Source organism: Allosphingosinicella deserti (assembly GCF_003012735.1).
GTDB lineage: Bacteria > Pseudomonadota > Alphaproteobacteria > Sphingomonadales > Sphingomonadaceae > Allosphingosinicella > Allosphingosinicella deserti.
The window spans coordinates 22,854-41,513 of sequence record NZ_PXYI01000004.1; the positions used below are offsets into that span (position 1 = coordinate 22,854).

General features: G+C 65.8%; 14 protein-coding genes. 11 read left to right on the forward strand and 3 right to left on the reverse strand.

Going from position 1 to position 18,660, the window contains the following annotated elements:
- The first annotated feature begins 159 nt into the window (after positions 1-159).
- The 8 genes from proS (at position 160) to C7I55_RS12195 (ending at position 10,645) form a co-directional block, all read left to right on the forward strand.
- Entirely contained in the window at positions 160-1,464 is a 1,305-nt protein-coding gene (proS, locus tag C7I55_RS12160) for a proline--tRNA ligase (protein WP_106513267.1), read from the forward strand.
- Positions 1,461-2,711, forward strand: coding sequence for a lipoprotein-releasing ABC transporter permease subunit (locus C7I55_RS12165; protein ID WP_106513268.1), 1,251 nt, complete (start codon positions 1,461-1,463; stop codon positions 2,709-2,711). Before proS ends, C7I55_RS12165 begins: the two co-directional genes overlap by 4 nt.
- Complete coding sequence (locus C7I55_RS12170) at positions 2,704-3,375, forward strand: ABC transporter ATP-binding protein (RefSeq protein WP_106513269.1); 672 nt, start codon at positions 2,704-2,706, stop codon at positions 3,373-3,375. The genes C7I55_RS12165 and C7I55_RS12170 overlap by 8 nt, the downstream gene beginning before the upstream one ends.
- Positions 3,372-4,265: a signal peptidase I gene (gene lepB, locus C7I55_RS12175; RefSeq protein WP_106513270.1), complete on the forward strand. Its 894-nt coding sequence runs from the start codon at positions 3,372-3,374 to the stop codon at positions 4,263-4,265. The genes C7I55_RS12170 and lepB overlap by 4 nt, the downstream gene beginning before the upstream one ends.
- Before the next feature lie 50 nt (positions 4,266-4,315).
- The gene (locus tag C7I55_RS12180; RefSeq protein ID WP_106513271.1) at positions 4,316-5,215 is read left to right on the forward strand and encodes a lysozyme inhibitor LprI family protein; all 900 of its coding nucleotides are present in this window, start codon (positions 4,316-4,318) and stop codon (positions 5,213-5,215) included.
- Positions 5,216-5,286: 71 nt separating this feature from the next.
- Positions 5,287-8,760 carry a DNA polymerase III subunit alpha gene (gene dnaE, locus C7I55_RS12185; protein ID WP_106513272.1) on the forward strand — a complete coding sequence of 1,158 codons (3,474 nt, stop codon included), beginning with the start codon at positions 5,287-5,289 and terminating at the stop codon, positions 8,758-8,760.
- 32 nt (positions 8,761-8,792) lie between these two features.
- Entirely contained in the window at positions 8,793-10,394 is a 1,602-nt protein-coding gene (locus C7I55_RS12190) for a long-chain fatty acid--CoA ligase (protein WP_106513273.1), read from the forward strand.
- Positions 10,395-10,405: 11 nt separating this feature from the next.
- Positions 10,406-10,645, forward strand: a complete 240-nt coding sequence (locus tag C7I55_RS12195) for a hypothetical protein (protein WP_106513274.1) — start codon at positions 10,406-10,408, stop codon at positions 10,643-10,645.
- Here C7I55_RS12195 and C7I55_RS12200 read toward each other — a convergent pair.
- From C7I55_RS12200 to C7I55_RS12210, 3 genes are all read right to left on the reverse strand, one after another.
- Positions 10,642-11,718 carry a PA0069 family radical SAM protein gene (locus tag C7I55_RS12200; protein ID WP_106513854.1) on the reverse strand — a complete coding sequence of 359 codons (1,077 nt, stop codon included), beginning with the start codon at positions 11,716-11,718 and terminating at the stop codon, positions 10,642-10,644. The genes C7I55_RS12195 and C7I55_RS12200 overlap by 4 nt on opposite strands.
- A gap of 146 nt (positions 11,719-11,864) precedes the next feature.
- Positions 11,865-13,613, reverse strand: coding sequence for a lytic transglycosylase domain-containing protein (locus C7I55_RS12205; RefSeq protein WP_106513275.1), 1,749 nt, complete (start codon positions 13,611-13,613; stop codon positions 11,865-11,867).
- Positions 13,610-14,398 (reverse strand): uracil-DNA glycosylase, encoded by a 789-nt coding sequence (locus C7I55_RS12210; RefSeq protein WP_106513276.1) that lies wholly within the window; start codon positions 14,396-14,398, stop codon positions 13,610-13,612. Before C7I55_RS12210 ends, C7I55_RS12205 begins: the two co-directional genes overlap by 4 nt.
- Before the next feature lie 118 nt (positions 14,399-14,516).
- Between C7I55_RS12210 and C7I55_RS12215 the strand changes: the two genes are divergently transcribed.
- The 3 genes from C7I55_RS12215 (at position 14,517) to C7I55_RS12225 (ending at position 18,632) form a co-directional block, all read left to right on the forward strand.
- Positions 14,517-16,163, forward strand: a complete 1,647-nt coding sequence (locus tag C7I55_RS12215) for an electron transfer flavoprotein-ubiquinone oxidoreductase (RefSeq protein WP_106513277.1) — start codon at positions 14,517-14,519, stop codon at positions 16,161-16,163.
- Between the two features lie 184 nt (positions 16,164-16,347).
- Positions 16,348-17,814, forward strand: coding sequence for a tetratricopeptide repeat protein (locus C7I55_RS12220; protein WP_106513278.1), 1,467 nt, complete (start codon positions 16,348-16,350; stop codon positions 17,812-17,814).
- Positions 17,814-18,632: a 4-(cytidine 5'-diphospho)-2-C-methyl-D-erythritol kinase gene (locus C7I55_RS12225; protein WP_199192812.1), complete on the forward strand. Its 819-nt coding sequence runs from the start codon at positions 17,814-17,816 to the stop codon at positions 18,630-18,632. The genes C7I55_RS12220 and C7I55_RS12225 overlap by 1 nt, the downstream gene beginning before the upstream one ends.
- The last annotated feature ends 28 nt before the right edge of the window (positions 18,633-18,660 follow it).

The following is an 18,660-nucleotide window of genomic DNA, read 5'->3' on the forward strand; positions in this document are numbered from 1 at the left end:
TTGTCACGGGGTAATCAAAGACTTGTGGCAAAATGCTGACGGGCTGTGTCGAGAATGCAACAGGTGGGTGTGTCCTGGAGCGAGTCGCAGGGCGGTTGCCTTGCATCTATGCCGCCCTTAGAGACTGGCCGCTCCCCCTGAACGGACACCTGCAACACAATGCGTCTCACCCGCTATCTGCTCCCCGTTACCAAGGAAACGCCCGCCGACGCCCAGATCGTCAGCCACAAGCTGATGCTGCGTGCCGGCCTCGTCCGCCAGACCGCTGCCGGAATCTATGCCTGGCTGCCGCTGGGGCTGCGGGTGCTGCGCAATATCGAGCAGATCGTCCGTGAGGAACAGGACCGAGCCGGAGCCGTCGAGCTGCTGATGCCGACCGTCCAATCGGCGGATTTGTGGCGTCAGTCCGGACGTTACGACGCCTATGGGCCGGAGATGCTGCGGTTCGTCGACCGCCATGAGCGCGAGATGCTCTACGGGCCGACGAACGAGGAGATGATCACCCAGCTTTTCTCCGAGGCTGCGCGCTCCTATCGCGATCTGCCGCGGACCCTGTACCACATCCAATGGAAGTTCCGTGACGAACGCCGTCCGCGATTCGGCGTGATGCGCGGGCGCGAGTTCCTGATGAAGGACGCCTACAGCTTCGACATGGACGAGGAAGGACTGAAGGAGAGCTATGAGGCGATGTTCGTCGCCTATCTGCGTACCTTCGCAAGGCTCGGCCTGCAGGCGGTGCCGGTGCGCGCGCCGACCGGCCCGATCGGCGGCAATCTCAGCCACGAATTCCACATCCTTGCCGATACCGGCGAGAGCGCGGTCTTCTACGATGCCGCGATCGAGGAGGTCACCCGCGAGGAATTGCTTTCCGCCGATGCGTCCACGATCGCGCGGCTCACCGGCCTCTATGCGATGGAAGAGGAAGAGCATGCCAAGGTGACGGACTGCCCGGTATCGGCCGATCGCCTGCGCACCCGCCGCGGCATCGAGGTTGGGCACATCTTCGCGTTCGGCACCAAGTATAGCGACAGCATGGGTCTTTCGGTCCAGGGCAAGGATGGCAACCAGGTGCGGCCGCACATGGGCAGCTACGGGATCGGCGTGTCGCGCCTGATCGGCGCGATCATCGAGGCGAGCCATGACGACAATGGCATCATCTGGCCGGAAAGCGTCGCACCGTTCCGGGTCGGCCTGATCAACATGCGTGTCGACGATGCCGCCTGCACCGAGGCCTGCGACATGCTCTATCGCGAGCTCCAGGCGGCCGACGTCGAGACGCTCTACGACGACCGCGACGAACGCGGCGGCGCCAAGTTCGCGACGATGGACGTGATCGGCCTGCCTTGGCAGCTGATCGTCGGACCCAAGGGGCTCGCCAAGGGCGTGGTCGAACTGAAGCATCGCGCCACCGGGGAGCGCGAGGAACTGTCCGTCGAAAGCGCGCTGGCGAGACTGACCCTGTGATCCTGAACCGCTATGAGCGGATGATCGCCCGGCGCTATCTGCTGCCGGGCAAGGGCGAGGGGTTCATCTTCCTGGTCGCCGCAATCAGCCTCGTCGCCGTGATGCTCGGAGTCGCGGCCCTGATCATCGTGATGAGCGTGATGAACGGCTTTCGTGCCGAGCTGTTCGACAAGATCGTCGGCCTGAACGGCCATGCCGTGATCCAGGGCTATGGCGGCCGGCTCGACAATTGGCAGGACATCGTCCGGCAGACCCGGGCGGCGCAGGGCGTCACCTCGGCCGTCCCGCTGATCGAGCAGCCGTTGATGGCGAGCTATTCCGGCCGCGTCGAAGGCGTGCTCGTGCGCGGCATGCAGCGACGGGACATCCTCGCCAATCCGACGCTCAAGGGGAAGGTGCTGGCCGGATCGCTCGAGACGCTGCAGCCGGGATCGAACAACGTCGCGATCGGTGCACGTCTGGCCGAGGCGCTCGGCGCCACGGTGGGCGGACAGATTTCGCTGATCAGCCCTGAGGGGCGATCAACCCCCTTCGGCACGGTGCCGCGGATCGTCTCCTACAACGTCTCGTCGATTTTCGAGGTCGGGATCTATGACTACGACAAGGCATTCGTCGTGATGCCGATCCAGGATGCGCAGGCCCTGCTGATGCTCGGCGACTCCGTCGGGATGGTCGAAGTGCAGACGGTGGATGCCGATCGGGTCGGCGAGATCCTGGCCCCGTTGCAGCCGGTGATCAGTGGCCGCGCGGTCGTGGCGGATTGGCGATCGCTCAATTCGTCGCTGTTCGAGGCGCTGCAGGTCGAGCGGGTCGCGATGTTCGTCGTGCTGTCGATCATCATCCTCGTCGCCGTGTTCAACATCCTCTCGTCGCTGATCATGCTGGTGCGGGCGAAAACGCGCGACATCGCGATCCTGCGGACGATGGGGGCCTCGCGCCGGGCAATGATGAAGGTGTTCATGACCGTCGGCGTGTCGATCGGTGCGCTCGGCATCCTCGCCGGCCTGGTGCTCGGCGCGATCTTCCTGTTCTTCCGTCAATCGGTGGTGAACTTCATCCAACTCGTCACCGGCCAGAATCTGTGGGATCCGTCGATCCGTTTCCTTACCGAGCTGCCGTCGAAGACGGATCCGTTCGAAGTGACCGCGATCGTGCTGATGGCGCTTCTGTTCAGCTTCCTCGCCACCCTCTACCCGGCGTGGAAGGCGGCGAGCACGGATCCGGTGCAGGTGCTTCGCTATGAATGACGTTCTTTCCGTCCGCAGCCTTCGCCGCAATTTCGAACAGGGCGGGGTGACCATCCACGTCCTGCGCGGCATCGATCTCGATATCCGCAAGGGCGAGATCGTTGCCTTGCTCGGCCCCTCCGGCTCCGGCAAGTCGACCCTGCTGCAGGCGGTCGGCCTGCTCGAGGGCGGCTTCGAAGGATCGATCCGGATCGGCGGGGAGGAAGCGGCATCGCTCGACAATGACGGCCGCACCCGTCTGCGCCGCGACGCACTCGGCTTCGTCTACCAGTTTCACCATCTGCTTCCCGATTTCACCGCATCCGAAAACGTGGTGCTGCCGCAGCTTATCCATGGCGCAGAGCCGAAGGCTGCGGCCGAACGGGCCGAAAGCTTGCTGTCCTCGCTTGGCCTCGGCCAGCGCCTGACCCACCGGCCGAGCCAGCTCTCCGGCGGGGAGCAGCAGCGCGTCGCCGTCGCGCGCGCGCTCGCCAATCGGCCGGCCCTCGTCCTGGCCGACGAGCCGACCGGCAATCTCGACGAGAAGACCGCTGACGTCGTGTTCGCAGAATTCCTCCGCCTGGTTCGCGATGAGGGCAGTGCCGCCCTGGTCGCCACCCACAATGAGCGGATCGCCGCCAAGATGGACCGGGTGCTGAGATTGCACGAGGGCGTGCTCGAGTGAGCGACGCGAGGCGGGGAGCCGGGGCGCGGATCGGAATCGCCGCGCTGAACCTTCTCGTTCCGGGGCTGGGCCTTCTTAGACTCGGACATTGGAAGGCCGCTCTGGCATGTGCCCTGGCAGCCCCAGTCGCCTGCCTTCTGCTCGTTCTCTTCTACATCGCCGCGCCAGTTCTGCACTTCTGGGGCTGGGCCGTGAGCCTTGGCCTCGTTTCCCTGACGATCGTGCTCGCGCTTGCGGCTTCGATAATCCTGAGCTGGCGCTGGAGCCCCCTCCGCCCTCTCGAACGTCCGGTCTGGCAACGCTGGTATGCGATCGTGGGGCTCGGCTTGGTCGCCATGCTGCTGGTCTCGGAGGTGGCGGGCCTTCCCCGGCTTTACTATCGGTCGTTCTACATTCCCGCCGAGAGCATGAATCCCCTCCTGCTGAAGAACGATCGCCTTGTCGCGGACATGCGGGCACGAGAGGTCCGCCGGGGCGACATCATCGTTCTTGCGGTCGGCGACTCCATGTACGTCAAGCGTGTGGCCGCTTTGCCCGGGGATCGCGTCGCGATGCGCGGCGGCATATTCGTACTGAACGGAACGCCCGTCAGGCAGCGCTTCGTCCGCCAGGAAGGCGAATATCGGCGATACGCCGAGCGCTTTCCCGGCGAAGTGGCGGAGCACGAGATCTACGACAAGGGCGAACAGCTTTTCGATGAAATGCGCGAACGCGCAGTGCCCCCCGGTCATTTGTTCGTGCTTGGAGACAATCGCGACATGTCGGCCGACAGTCGCGTGCCTCGTGCCGAGATGGGCGTGGAAATGCTGCCTGCCGCAGACATTCGCGGAAGGGTCTTGTTCAGGACGTACGGGCCGAGCGGGAGAATCGGAGAGTCGCTGACACGTTGAGGCGATTTCGTGCGTTGGGAGCGAAAATCCAACGGCAGGACCCCTCAGGAATGCACAAGCTCCTATCGACTGCTCTCGTCTGTTCGTTCATTGTCACGAGCGGCTGCGACTGGATGAAGGCCAAAAGCGCACCGGGCGCGAAAACGGAGAAGGAACTCGCTGCTGAAGCTGGCGAGCGCCTGCGCAAGGCCTGCTCGTCAGCGGAGACCTATGATCGGCTGAAGTCCGTCGTGTTCGACGAGGCAGCGCGGATTCGTAACTCCGATGCGCGGAACCTCGATCCGATCGCCGCCGCGTCGGTGGTCCGGATGGAAAAGCCGGTGGTGAAGAGCCGTGACGAGGCGCTCGATGTCACCGTCTGCAGCGGCCGCTTCATCCTCGAGCTTCCACCGGGCGCCGAAAATGCGTTCGACGGAATGCGCCGGGTCTCGGCCGAGGTCGAATATTCCGCGCAACCCGCCGCCGACGGCAGCGGCCTCGTCTACCAGATGGATGGCGCCGAGCCGATCGTCTACCGGCTCGCGACCTTCGGCCTTGCGGGCGGCAAGCTGCCCCAGGTCGTCACGGTCCCGCAGCCCAGCGCGCCCGCGGCCGCGGCACCGCAGGTCGATGTGGTGGATGCCAACCCAGCAGCGCAAGCGGCGCCGGCCCCGGTCCCAAAAGCGCCGCCCGTGCAACCGGGAGGCAAGCCCAGCTTCAATTGCCGCTATGCCGGCACCCGCTCGGAGCGGATGATCTGCGGGTCTCCTGCGCTGGCGGCCCGCGACCGGCAGATGGCCTCGGTCTATTATGAGGCGATGGCGAACAGCGATGCCGCGACTCAGCGCCACCTGCGCCGGAGCCGCGATGCCTTCCTCGCCCGCCGCGAGCAATGCGGCTCGGCGGCGTGCGTCGACGGCGTCTATGCAGCGCGGATTTCCGAGATCAAGACCGTCCAGGAAGGCCGCTGAAGCTGCGGATTTCCTGTGGAAAAGATCCCGTTTCACTTCCCATAAGCGGCGCGGCTGCCCATAACGAATCCATGTCCGCACCGTACGTCCCGCTTCGCATCTTCTCCTGCTACACGATGCTGGAAGGTGCGATCGAGCCCAAGGCGATCGCCAAGCAGGCGAAGAAGCTGGATCTGCCTGCAGCGGCGCTGACCGACCGCAACGGCCTTTATGCGGCGATGGCGTTCACCGACGCCTGCAAAGGCGAGGGCGTTCAGCCGGTCGTCGGGACGATGCTCGGGCTGGCCCGGCCCGGGACCCCGGACGGCAAGCCGCCGATCATCGACTGGCTCGCGCTTTATGCGCAGAACAGCGCCGGCTACGACAATCTCTGCGCTCTCGTCTCGGCCGCGCATCTCGATCGCCCGGTGGAAGAGGAAGCCCATGTCGGATTCGACTTCCTCGAGGGGCGTACCGATGGCCTGATCGCGCTCACGGCGGGCGCCGAGGGCGCGCTTGCACGGCTGATCGCCGAGGGACAGGATTCGCTGGCCGACGATGTGCTCCGCCGGCTCGAGACGCTGTTCCCGAACCGCCTCTATATCGAGCTCAGCCGCCGCGGCGATTCTATCGAGGAGGCAGCCGAGCCCCGGCTGATCGATCTCGCTTATGCCCGCAATCTCCCGCTGGTGGCGACCAATCCGGCGCGGTTTGCGGAGCCGCATTTCCACCAGGCCCACGATGCGATGCTTTGCATCGCGCAATCGAGCCAGATCGATCGCGACGATCGCCGCAAATCCTCGCCGGAAGCCTGGATGAAGCCGGCCGCCGAGATGCGCCGCCTGTTCGAGGATCTGCCCGAGGCGATCGAGAATACGGCCGTGGTCGCCCGCCGCTGCGCGGTCGGCGCGCCCAAGCGCAAGCCGATCCTGCCGAGCGTCGCCGGCGACCTCGAGGGCGAGGCGCGTCAGTTGCGCGAGGATGCCTTTACCGGTCTCGAGAAGCGCCTCGCGCTCTACCCCGATCTCACCGCGGAACAGCGCCAAGTCTATCTCGATCGCCTCGAATTCGAGATCAAGATCATCGTCGGGATGGGGTTCCCGGGTTATTTCCTGATCGTCGCCGACTTCATCAAATGGGCCAAGGACAACGACATCCCGGTCGGTCCGGGCCGCGGATCCGGTGCCGGCTCGGCGGTTGCCTGGGCCCTGACCATCACCGATCTCGATCCGCTTCGGCTCGGGCTGCTGTTCGAACGCTTCCTCAATCCGGAACGCGTGTCAATGCCCGACTTCGACATCGACTTTTGCGAAACCCGCCGCGGCGAGGTCATCCGCTACGTCCAGCAGCGTTACGGTGCCGACAAGGTCGCGCAGATCATCACCTTCGGTAAGCTCAAGGCACGTGCCGTGCTCAAGGATACCGGCCGGGTGCTGCAGATGTCCTATGGGCAGGTCGATCGCCTGGCCAAGCTGATCCCCAACCATCCGACCGATCCGTGGACGCTCGACCGCGCGCTGAACGGCGTATCGGAACTTGCCGCCGAATATAAGGGCGACGCTCAGGTCAGACGCCTGTTCGATCTTGCGATGAAGCTCGAAGGCCTGCCGCGGCACAGCTCGACCCACGCTGCCGGCGTGGTGATCGGCGACCGCCGGCTTGACGCGCTGGTGCCGCTCTATCGCGATCCGCGGTCCGACATGCCGGTCACCCAGTTCGACATGAAATATGTCGAGGGCGCCGGGTTGGTGAAGTTCGACTTCCTCGGTCTCAAGACACTGTCGGTCCTGCAAAAGGCGGCACATCTGCTCAGGAAGCGCGGTGTCGACGTGTCGTTCGAGACGCTGCCGTGGGACGACGAGGAAGTCTACAAGCTGCTCCAGCGCGGCGAGACGGTTGGCGTGTTCCAGCTCGAGTCCGAAGGCATGCGGCGCACGCTCGCGGCCGTGAAGCCGACCAATTTCGAGGACATTATCGCGCTCGTGTCGCTCTACCGGCCGGGCCCGATGGACAATATCCCGACCTTCGGCGCGCGCAAGAACGGCCGCGAGCCGATCGAGTACCCGCACGCCTTGCTCGAAAACGTGCTCCGCGAGACCTACGGCATCTTCGTCTACCAGGAACAGGTGATGGAAGCCGCCAAGGTGCTCGCCGGCTACAGTCTCGGCGAAGCCGACCTTCTGCGGCGCGCGATGGGCAAGAAGATCAAGGCGGAGATGGACGCGCAACGCGAGCGCTTCGTCACCGGCTGCAAAGCCAACAACATCGAGAAGGCGAAGGCCAACGAGCTGTTCGACTTGATCGATAAGTTCGCCGGCTATGGCTTCAACAAGAGCCACGCCGCCGCTTACGCGCTGGTCGCCTACCAGACGGCGTGGCTGAAGGCGCATCACCCGGTGGAGTTTTACGCCGCTTCGATGTGCTTCGACATGCACCAGACCGACAAGCTGGCCATCTTCGTCGACGACATGCGCCGGCTCGAGATCGAATGCCTGCCGCCCTGTGTCAACGCCAGCGCGGCCGAGTTCGACGTCGAGCCCCACGGTGAGGGGCATGCCGTCCGCTACGCGCTCGGTGCGCTCAAGGGCGTCGGCGAGAAAGCGATGGAACAGCTGGTCGAGGAACGCAAGGTCAAGGGACGTTTCAAGTCGCTCGACGATTTCGCCGAGCGGGTCGATCCGCGCCTGCTCAACCGCCGCCAGATCGAGAGTCTCGCCTCCGGCGGCGCATTCGATGCGCTGGCGCCGAACCGGGCGGCAGTGTTCGCCGCTGCCGAGACGATCCTCGCCCATGCCGCGAGCGCCGCGGAGGAAAGGACCAGCGGCCAGGGCGGCCTGTTCGGCGGCGAGAGCAACGTCGTGCCGATCCGCATGCCGGTCGCCGCGGCCTGGTCGATGGCCGAAAGCATGGCGGCGGAGAAGGAAGCCTTCGGTTTCTATTTTTCGGCGCACCCGGTCGATCGCTTCCGCCACCTTGCCGAGGCGCACGGTGCGCGCAGCTACGGGGCCTATTGCGCGATGCCGGCGCCGCCGGATGGGGGCCGGTCCAACGGCGTGATGGCCGGCATGGTCGAGGATGCACGCTGGCGAACGTCGGCACGCGGCCGGCGTTACCTCATGGCGACGATGTCCGATGCGTCCGGCCAGTTCGTTGCGACCTGCTTCGAGGATGACGTTGCCGAGCGGCTCGAAGAGGCGGCGAAAACCGGCGCCTGCGCGCTGCTCACGGTCGAACTCGATCGCCGTCCCGGCGACGAGACCCCGCGGGTGACGATCAAGCAGATCCAGCTGTTCGACACGCTCTCGAAGCGCGCTCGGCTCCAGCTGGAAGTCCAAGTCGAGGATGAGGCGGCGCTTCGCCGGCTCGCAGCCGCGCTCGCCGGCGAACGCGGCGGCAGCGGCGACTTGCGCCTTCGGGCGAAATTCGGAGGGGGTGAGGCCGAAGTCCTGCTTGGCCGCGACTTCAAGCTCGATGCCGATCTCGCCGCGCGCCTTGAACGCCTGCCCGGCATTGTCGCGGTGAATCTGTCGGCCGCGCCTGCGCCGCGGCTTGCGCTGGTTTCCTGAGGGCATACACTCCCCGCAAAACGGGAGAGTTTATGCTGGGTGGAATGCAGGATTGGCCTCTCCGCATCCCGCGGATTCTGGATCATGCGGCGCGGGAGCACGGCACGCGCGAGCTCGTCTCCCTCTATGCGGACGGCACCCGCACCCGCACGAATTGGGCCGGGATACACCGCGACAGCCGCAAGCTCGCTGCCGCGCTCGAACGCCTTGGCATCGCTCCGGGCGACCGGGTGGCGACGCTGGCGATGAACCACAGCCGCCACGTCGTTGCCTGGTACGGGACGATCGGCATGGGCGGCGTCATCCACACGATCAACCCGCGCCTGTTCGACGATCAGCTCGTCTACATCGCCAACCATGCCGAAGACCGGATCCTCTTCTACGACCGCGCCTTCGCACCACTGGTCGAGCGACTGAAACCGCGCTGGACCTCGATCGAGCATTTCATCTGCTTCGATCCCGCCGATGGACAAACGGGATTCGAAGACCTCATCGCGGCGGAAAGTGGTGATTATCCCTGGATAGAGGGCGACGAACGCGACCCGGCGATGCTCTGTTATACGAGCGGCACGACGGGCGACCCCAAGGGCGTGCTTTACGAGCACCGCTCGACCGTGCTGCAGGCGATGATGCTGACCTCGGGCGACGTGTTCGAACTCTCGGCGCGCGCCGTCGTGCTGCCGGTGGTGCCGATGTTCCATGCCGCGGCCTGGGGGCTGCCGTTCGCCACTGCGATCGTCGGCGGCAAGATGGTGTTCTCAGCCGATTATACGCCGAGCGCGATGTGCGATCTGATGCACGACGAAGGCGTCAGCCACACCGCGGGCGTGCCGACCGTCTGGCTGGCGCTGATCGGCCATGTCGAAGCGAGCGGCGCCGATCTCGCTAGCCTGCGGGTCGTCCATATCGGCGGGGCGGCGGCGCCGCGATCGATGATCGCCTGGTTCCGTGATCGCGGCATCCGCGTCGGGCACGCCTGGGGCATGACCGAAATGTCGCCGCTCGGCACCTGCGGCGCGCCGCTGGGAAACTGGGACGAACTCGGCGAGGCCGAGCAGCTCGATTATCTCTGCCGGCAGGGACGTGTGCCGTTCGGCGTCGAGCTCCGTACGCTCGACGACGCGGACGCTGTCCTGCCGCGTAACGGCAAGACGTCGGGACGGCTGCAGGCCCGCGGCCCCTGGGTGCTCGAGCGCTACTTCCAGGATGGGCGCGGGGCGGCCGTGGACGCGGAGGGTTGGTTCGAGACAGGGGACGTGGCGATCCTGCATCCCGACGGCGTGATGCAGATCACCGACCGCTCGAAAGACGTGATCAAGTCGGGCGGCGAGTGGATCAGCTCGATCGAGCTCGAAAATGCGGCGGTTGGTTGCCCCGGCGTCGCCGAAGCGGCGGCGGTCGGCGTGCCCCATCCCAAATGGGATGAGCGGCCGCTGCTGCTGATCGTTCGCAAGCCTGGCAGCGAAGTCACCTCCGAGCAGGTTCTCGACCATCTCGCGGACCAGGTGGCGAAGTGGTGGCTGCCCGATGAAATCCTGTTCGTCGACAGCCTGCCGCATACTGCCACCGGCAAGCTGTTGAAAACCACTATTCGGGAGGCGTATCGTGATCATCGCCTGCGAGGCGCGGCCTGAGGGATTGATGTGTGATCAGCGTTCAGAAGCAATTGTTCGATTTGGCTGAGAAGGGCCTTGGCGAGGGCCGGCAGCTGTGGGTGAGCATTGATCACGTTCCCGGCGAATGGCACCCGGTATCGAGCATCGCACTGAGCCGCGGGGGCAATTTCATCCGCATGTGCCGCGCCGACGACGGCACCCTGATGGTCTGCCGGTTCAAGGATCTTGCGGCGGTCCGCTTCGACGAAGGTCAGCGGGCAAGCGCTTAGAACAGACGGAGCTGGGCGCCTTGCGGGGGAACGAACAGGTCTGTCCTCAAGCTGATCTTCTCGCGGGTGAAGCCGTGTTTCGCCGAGGCGATCTTGAACCGGGTGGCGATCAGGTCCGCCCAGGGGCCGGAACCGCGCATCCGGGTGAAGAAATCAGGATCGTTGTCGCGCCCCCCACGCAGGGCCCGGATGATGTTCATCACCTTGTCGGCGCGATCTGGGAAATGCTCGTCCAGCCACGCCCGGAACAAGGGCGCGACCTCGTGCGGCAGCCGCACCGGGATGTAGAAGGCGCCGATCGCGCCAGCTTGCGCCGCGGCTTCGAGAATATGCTCGACCTCATGATCGGTAATCCCGGGCACCACCGGTGCGATCGCCACATAGGCGGGGATCCCGGCTTCGCGCAGCATCTTCACCGCCGCCAGCCGCTTGCGCGCCGCCGGCGCCCGCGGCTCGAGTGTGCGGGAGATGGCGGGAGTCAATGATGTCACCGACACCGCAACGCAGGCGAGACCCTCCGCCGCCATCGGTGCGAGGATGTCGATATCGCGGGTGACCCGGTCGGACTTGGTCGTGATCGTCAGCGGATGCCTGGTCTCGGCCAGCACCTCGAGGATGCTGCGGGTGATCTTCCACCGCGCTTCGATCGGCTGATAGGGATCGGTGTTCGTCCCGAGCGCCATCGGCCGCGGCACGTAGCCGCGCTTCGACAACTCGGCACGCAGCAATGCCGCCGCGTCCGGCTTGGCGAACAGCTTCGATTCGAAGTCTAGGCCTGGCGACAGATCGTGAAAGGCGTGGGTCGGCCGCGCGAAGCAGTAGATGCAGCCATGTTCGCAGCCCCGATAGGGATTGATCGAACGATCGAACCCGACGTCGGGAGAGACGTTGCGTGCGATGATCGTCTTCGGCCTCTCGACGGTTACCGTGGTCCGCAGCGGCGGCGGGGCTTCGTCGAGATCCTCGCGCGCATCCAGCCAATCGCCGTCCGCCTCCCGCACCGGGAGGTTGAAGCGGGTCGGCGTCCGGTTCTCGGGCGCGCCGCGGCCATGGTGCACATCAGGGCGACTCATGAAGGAGAGCATGGGCCGTGCCTTGGAACAGATCAAGAACAAAATCGCGCTTAGTCAGATACCCCGGACGGGGTGGAGACGAAGCAGGAACGGTGCTGAAGGCTCACCCTGATCGGTGCTGAAACGCTGAGCTCGGCAAGCGGACCTCAGTCGGTGCCGAGCGCCAGTTCCTTGTCGTTCTTCTGCAGCCGAACCGCCGCCGCGCCCGGCATGCCCGGGAAACGCGGCCACATGCCTTGCGCCAAAGCGTTGCGGCTCGGCGAGGTCTTGCCGTTGACCTGATCGTAGACCCAGTAATTGCGGAGCACGATCGGCACGTAACCGCGCGTTTCCCAATAAGGGATCGACTCGATGTAGAGGAGCGGATCGCCCTTATCCATCTGACGGAAATTCCATTCGCCGATCGGCTTCGGGCCGGCATTGTAGGCCGCGATCACCTTGGGAAGCAGCCCGCCGGTGGCCTGTAGATCCCGCAGATACTCGATATAGGATTGGCCGTATTTGAGGTTCGATGCCGGTTGGCTGAGCTGATCATTGGTGAACGCATCGCCGCGCGCGCGCGCGATGTCGCCGGCGGTGCCGGGGCGGACCTGCAGCAGCCCCTGGGCACCGGCCGGACTGATCACGGCGGTGCGAAAGTTCGATTCCTGCAGAGCGTGGCCGAACACCAGCGCCTGATCGACCCGCCAGCCCTTGCTCGGCCGCCAATCCGGTCGCGGATAGCGAGCGGCGATGTTGATCGTGGCCCCGCGCGGCGCATTATGGGCTAGCCAATATTGCGTTCCCGCAAGATTGAGGTCGGCCGCCAGATGAAGCAGACAATTGTGGTCGGCCGGGCCGCCGATCCGCGCCTGCTGGCGGAGGAACTGATCGGCAAGCTCCATCTCGCCGATCTCGGCGAGCGCGATAGCGGCCTTCACATTGGGCTTGTCCGCGATCGGGCGCCACTCGGCGTCGCGGTAATTGTGCAGACCGGCAAAGCCCGGATCGCGGATGCCGAGCGCCGTGGCGGACAGCATTCCGTAAAAGGTTTCCTTCAGACGCGCGGCGCTGCGCAATTGCTGCTGCACCCGCTCAGGGCGGCCGCACATCATGTCGGCGCGCGCGCCCCAATAATTGCCCGCTGCGGCAAGCTCGACATCCGTGGCGCGGCCGGCGACGGTGGCGAAGGCATCGGCGGCGGCCCGGCAATCCTTCATCCGCCAGGCGGCGAGGCCCGACGTCCAGGTCGCCTGCAACGCGAATTCGCCGATCCCGACGCGCGCCTGCTCCGAGATGCGGCGCGCATCCGCGTCGCTTCCGATCAGATAATAAGACCATCCGATCCGCTGCTGAAACTCGGTCAGGGCCTCCGGCGTCAGCAGCCCCTGCTTTTCAAGCAACAGCGCCTCTGCCTCCGCAGGCCGATCGCCGACGATCAGCGGCTGGATGAACTTGTCGAGGTCGGCGGCGACCGGGTCGTTCTTCGTGCCCGACACGCGCTCTCGGCGCGGCTGGCTGCCTTGCCAGATCAGTCGTTGCGGCTGGGGGAGAACCGGAAGCATTGTCGCCCCGCGGGTGGCGGCAAGCCGAGCCAATTGTTCGGCCTTCGGCATGTCGGGCGCCCGTTCGAGCACCGGAAGGATCTGCGCCAGCTCGGCCTTTGGCGAATTCTTGGCGAGATAGAGTTCGGCCCAGGCGGCGGCATGGAGGGGCCCCTCCGGCATCGCGGCGAGCTTCGCGGTAGCACCGAACCAATCCTCGGCACGCATCGCTGCGAAGATATCGCGATAGGCCGTGCGCTGATCGGCAGTGAGGACATTGGGGACGACGGCGCGGGCGCCGGCGTCGTCGGCAAGAGCCGGCGCCGCGGGAAGAGCGAGGGCGGCGGCAAGCAGGAGCGTTTTGAGCTTCATGCGTTCACCTCTTCGATCAGCATCTGGAGATCCGCCCAGGCATGGGCCTTGGCGGTGGGAAGGTTGAGCAAGGTTGCGGGCGGAATGGAAACCAAGGCCTTAACCGGTCCTGATTGCGTCTGGATTTCATGCCAGCGGCCACGCGCCTGTGCCATCGGCAATCCAATCAGCGCCTTCGCGCAGGCATCGCCCAGCAACAGCACCGCCTTCGGCGCGACAAGGCCGATATGATGCCGGGCAAGGGTTGCGCAATTGCGCGCGCTGTCGCTCGCAAACCGCCCGTCCGGCGAGCGCAGGCAGGACAAGGCCGCGAGATAGACCGAATTGCGATCCCGGCCGATCGCTGCCAGCATCCGATCGAACAGGCGGCCGGGCTCTCCGGACAGCAAGGTGCCGGTGCCGCAATCGTCGGTGGAGGGCATGTCCGCCAGGATCATCAGCCCGGAGGCAGGGTCGCCGGACGGGCAGACGCGGGGTGCCGAGGGGGCCGCGAAGTTCAGTGTCTCGCTTGTGCGCAGATAGGCCTGGAACAGGTCGATCTGGCCGGGGAGCTCTTCGACCGGTGCGGCGGGCGCCGGAACCGTCGGCGCCGAGGGTTGCAACGCCCGCCGATCCGGTTGCCTTTGCAGAGGGGCCGGCTCGCTCGCACGGGCCAGCGGCGCCGGCTGCGGGCGCAACCAGTCGCGCGGCTCTTCATCGATCAGAACATCGACGCCCGCGTCGGACCACCACTGCAGCACGCTTGCAGCGGCCGCAGGGGTCCAGTGTTCATTTCCCCGCTCCATCCCGATCCAGCAAAACGCTATAGCGGGCGGGCTGGTCAACCGTAAAATTGCCACCTATCTGCGAGGCGTTAGCTGCCCGCGATGAGGAGAGTCCCGGCAGCCCGCAAGGAGAGCTTGAATGTCCGAACGCGAGTCGATGGCGTATGACGTGGTGATCGTCGGTGCGGGCCCGGCCGGTCTCGCCGCGAGCATCCGTCTGAAGCAGCTCGCCGAGGCGGCGGGGCGGGAGCTTTCGGTCTGCATTTTGGAAAAGGGATCCGAGGTCGGCGCGCACATCCTGTCCGGAGCGGTGGTCGATCCGCGCGCGCTCGACGAATTGCTGCCGAATTGGCGCGAGCTCGACAGCCCCATGACCGTGCCGGTCATCGAGAACCATCACTGGGTGCTTACCCGCACCAAGAAACGCGAAATGCCGCATGCACTGATGCCCCCGTTCATGAACAACAAGGGCACCTACACAGTCAGCCTGGGCAATCTCTGCCGGTGGCTGGCGGGCCAGGCGGAAGCGCTCGGAGTCGAGATTTTCCCCGGCTTTGCCGCCGCCGAAATATTGTTCAACGAAGACGGTTCGGTGAAGGGCGTCGCCACCGGCGACATGGGCGTTGCCCGCGACGGAACCCGCAAGCCCGATTACCAGTCCGGAATGGAGCTGCACGGGCGTTACACCTTCTTTGCGGAGGGCGCCCGAGGGCATCTCACCAAGGAGCTGAAGCGCCTGTTCGACCTCGATCGGGACAGCGAACCGCAGGTCTATGGGATCGGGCTCAAGGAATTGTGGGACGTGGATCCGGCGAAGCACGTGGCCGGCCGCGTCATCCACACTCAGGGCTGGCCGCTTGACGATGCCTGGGGCGGCGGATTCCTTTATCACCAGGAGAACAACCAGGTCGCCCTGGGATTCGTAGTCGCACTCAATTACCGCAACCCGCATCTCTCGCCGTTCGAGGAGTTCCAGCGCTGGAAGCAGCATCCGGCGATCCGTGCTGTGCTGGAGGGTGGCAGGCGGGTCAGCTACGGCGCCCGCGCGATCAACGAGGGCGGCTACCAGGCCATTCCGAAACTGGTTTTCCCGGGCGGGGCGCTGATCGGATGCTCGGCCGGCTTCGTGAACGTGCCCCGGATCAAGGGCAGTCACACGGCGATGAAATCGGGGATGCTCGCCGCCGAAGCCGCTTTCGAGGCGATCGCTGCGGAACGCGCCGGCGACACGCTGGATGCTTATGACTCCAGTCTCCATGCGAGCTGGGTCGCGGACGAATTGAAGATGGTCCGCAACGTCGAGCCGATGGTCGCGAAGTTCGGTGGCACCGTCGGCACGCTCGCCGCAGGCCTCGACATGTGGATGCGCTACCTCAAGATCGGCCTGCCGTTCACGATGGGCCATCACCGCGACAATGAGGGCCTTTGGCGTAAGGACCTGGCGCCCAAGATCGCCTATCCCAAGCCCGACAACGTCATCAGCTTCGATCGGCTTTCCTCGGTCTTCCTGTCGAACACCAATCACGAGGAAGACCAGCCGGTTCATCTGACGCTCAAGGACGCCAGCATACCGGTGGAGGTGAACCTCGCCGACTATGACGGGCCCGAGCAGAGATATTGCCCGGCCGGCGTCTACGAATATGTCGAGGAAGGCGGGCGTCCGCGACTGCAGATCAACGCGCAGAACTGCGTGCATTGCAAGACGTGCGACATCAAGGATCCGACCCAGAATATCAACTGGGTCGTGCCGGAAGGCGGAGGAGGCCCTAACTATCCCAACATGTAGGCGTGCGCTCGGCGTCCTTCTCGCAGGCGCCCTGATCCAGCCCTTCAGTCCGGCATCGGCGCGAGTAGAGGACCAATCCGCGCTCGCCGCTTATGCGCGGGCGCTGGCCGCCGACAGCTTCGGTGCGGAGCAGCAGGCGATCGACGGCTATTCCGCCGCACTCGATCTTGCGCCGGATAATGACGTGCTCGCCGCGCGTGCGCTCGACGAGGCGATCGTCGGCGGCAACCACGCGCTCGCCGTGCGTGCCGCGGGCATTCTCGACAAAGCCGGGACGATCGGACCGGATGGACGGCTCGTGCTGCTCTCCGACGCGGTGCGGCGAAAGGAGTGGAAGCGTGCCGCGCTCCAGGCCGATCGCATGGCGGAGGACAAGGTCTTCGCCTTCACCGCGCCTCTGCTCCACGCCTGGATTGCGGTCGGATCGCGCAAGGGCGATCCCGTGGCGCCGATCGAGGGCGCCAAGGACGATCCGCTCGCGACGGCTTATGGCGGAGATCTGAAGCCGTTGCTGCTGATCGCTTCCGGGCGGGAAAAAGACGGGCTCGCGGCGCTGGCGCCGTTCCTCGCACGTGCGGACGCCCGCTCCGAGCGTCTTCGCATTGCCGCCGCGGCGTTGCTGGCGCGCAAGGGTGACCGCAAGGACGCGCTCATTCTGCTGGCCGGCGACAATCCGGCTTATGCCCGTGCCCGATCCTTCATCGAGCGCAAGCAGCCGCTGTTCGAAGGCGACATCGCCGCCGGCGGCATCGCATCGTTGCTTGTCCGAATCTCGGGCGATCTGCGCGGCCAGGAAGTCCCGGCGCTGGCGCTGTCGATCGCCCGCATCGCGACGTTCGTCGCGCCGGAGAGCAGCGAGACATGGCTCTCCGCCAGCGAACTGCTTGCCACTCGAGATCAGAAAGCGGCACTTGCCGCGTTGGACCATATTCCCGCCGACGACCTGCTCGGCCCGGCCGCAATGGACCGGCGCCTTGCCTTGCTGGTCGAGACCGGCGGCGGAGAAAAGGCGCTGGCGGACGCCCGCCGAGCGGCCGAAGCCGATCCTGCTTCGGTGGCCGGCTGGGCGCGGCTGGGTGATCTGCTCGGAAGTCTCAATCGCGACAGGGAGGCCGCCGACGCTTATGCGCAGGCGGTAAAGGCCGCCGAAACGGCACCATCGTCATCGACTCCAACCTGGACCCTGTGGCTGCTGCGAGGCTCCGCGCTGACCAGGGCCGGCGACTGGGCAGAGGGCAAGATCGCCGCCGAGCGTGCTTATGCACTCGCGCCCCAGCACCCGGTCGTGCTCAACTTCCTCGGTTATTCGCAGCTGGAACGGCGGGAGAATATCGATCAGGCGGAGCAACTGATCCGCCTTGCCAGCAAGCTCGACCCTGACAATGCCTCGATCACGGATTCGCTCGGCTGGGCACATTATGTCCGCGGCGATTATGCCAAGGCGATCGAATTGCTCGAGCGAGCGGCGCGCGGCGAGCCGTCGGACGCCGCGATCAACGAACATCTCGGCGACGCCTATTACAGTGCCGGACGCCGTTACGAGGCACGCTATGCCTGGCAGGCGGCGCTCGTCTATGCGGACGATGACGCGTCGAAGCGGATCCGATCCAAGCTCGATGTCGGCCTCAGGCCCGATCTCGCCGCGCCCTGATGGAGGAAATCGCGCGCGCCAAGCTCAACCTCGCGCTCCACGTGCGGGGCCGAGAGCCTGACGGCTATCATCGGATCGAGACGCTCTTCGCTTTCTGCGAGCATGGTGATGTGCTGCGGGTCGACGAAGGCGAAGGCCTGAGCCTGGCGCTCGAAGGTCCCTATGGCGGGGCGCTCGCGGCGGAACCCGACAATCTCGTGCTTCGTGCCGCTCGTGCCCTGCGCGACCGGTTCGCCGTCCGAAACGGTGCGACACTGACGCTCGACAAGAGGCTCCCCGTCGCGTCCGGCATCGGCGGGGGCTCGGCAGATGCCGCGGCCGCCTTGCGGCTCCTCACCAGCTGGTGGGGCCTGGCGGCCTCCGAGGCCGATTTGCTCGAAATCGCACGATTGCTCGGCGCCGACGTTCCGGCCTGCGTGCTGTCACGCACCGCGCGCGGGAGCGGGCGGGGTGATGCGCTCGTGGAAGTCGATCTGCCCGGGCTCGCCGGTACTGCGGCCTTGCTGGTGAATCCCGGGGTTCCGGTACCGACCGGGCCGGTATTTCGCGCCTGGGGCGGCGTCGACGGCGGTTCCTTGCCGGAGGATTTCCGGCTTGGGCGTAACGATCTGCAGGTCCCCGCCATCCACGTCGCACCGATCATCGCCGACACGCTGGCCTGGCTCGAATCCCGTCCGGGGGCGACCCTGGTGCGGATGTCCGGATCCGGTGCGACCTGCTTCGCCTTGTTCGAAGACGAGACCCGGCGCGACGCCGCTGCCGCCGACCTGGCGGTCGCGCGACCCGACTGGTGGGGGATGGCGACTCGTCTCTGTTGATCCACGAGTCCCGGCGGGGGACGGGGTG

Coding starts and splice junctions, on each gene's coding strand:
- C7I55_RS12180 (WP_106513271.1), top strand. CDS start 4,316: ATGCACAAGCTCCTATCGACTGCTCTCGTCTGTTCGTTCATTGTCACG.
- dnaE (WP_106513272.1), top strand. CDS start 5,287: ATGTCCGCACCGTACGTCCCGCTTCGCATCTTCTCCTGCTACACGATG.
- C7I55_RS12215 (WP_106513277.1), top strand. CDS start 14,517: ATGTCCGAACGCGAGTCGATGGCGTATGACGTGGTGATCGTCGGTGCG.
- C7I55_RS12205 (WP_106513275.1), bottom strand. CDS start 13,613: ATGAAGCTCAAAACGCTCCTGCTTGCCGCCGCCCTCGCTCTTCCCGCG.
- proS (WP_106513267.1), top strand. CDS start 160: ATGCGTCTCACCCGCTATCTGCTCCCCGTTACCAAGGAAACGCCCGCC.
- C7I55_RS12170 (WP_106513269.1), top strand. CDS start 2,704: ATGAATGACGTTCTTTCCGTCCGCAGCCTTCGCCGCAATTTCGAACAG.
- C7I55_RS12190 (WP_106513273.1), top strand. CDS start 8,793: ATGCTGGGTGGAATGCAGGATTGGCCTCTCCGCATCCCGCGGATTCTG.
- C7I55_RS12210 (WP_106513276.1), bottom strand. CDS start 14,398: ATGGAGCGGGGAAATGAACACTGGACCCCTGCGGCCGCTGCAAGCGTG.
- C7I55_RS12225 (WP_199192812.1), top strand. CDS start 17,814: ATGGAGGAAATCGCGCGCGCCAAGCTCAACCTCGCGCTCCACGTGCGG.
- C7I55_RS12200 (WP_106513854.1), bottom strand. CDS start 11,718: ATGAGTCGCCCTGATGTGCACCATGGCCGCGGCGCGCCCGAGAACCGG.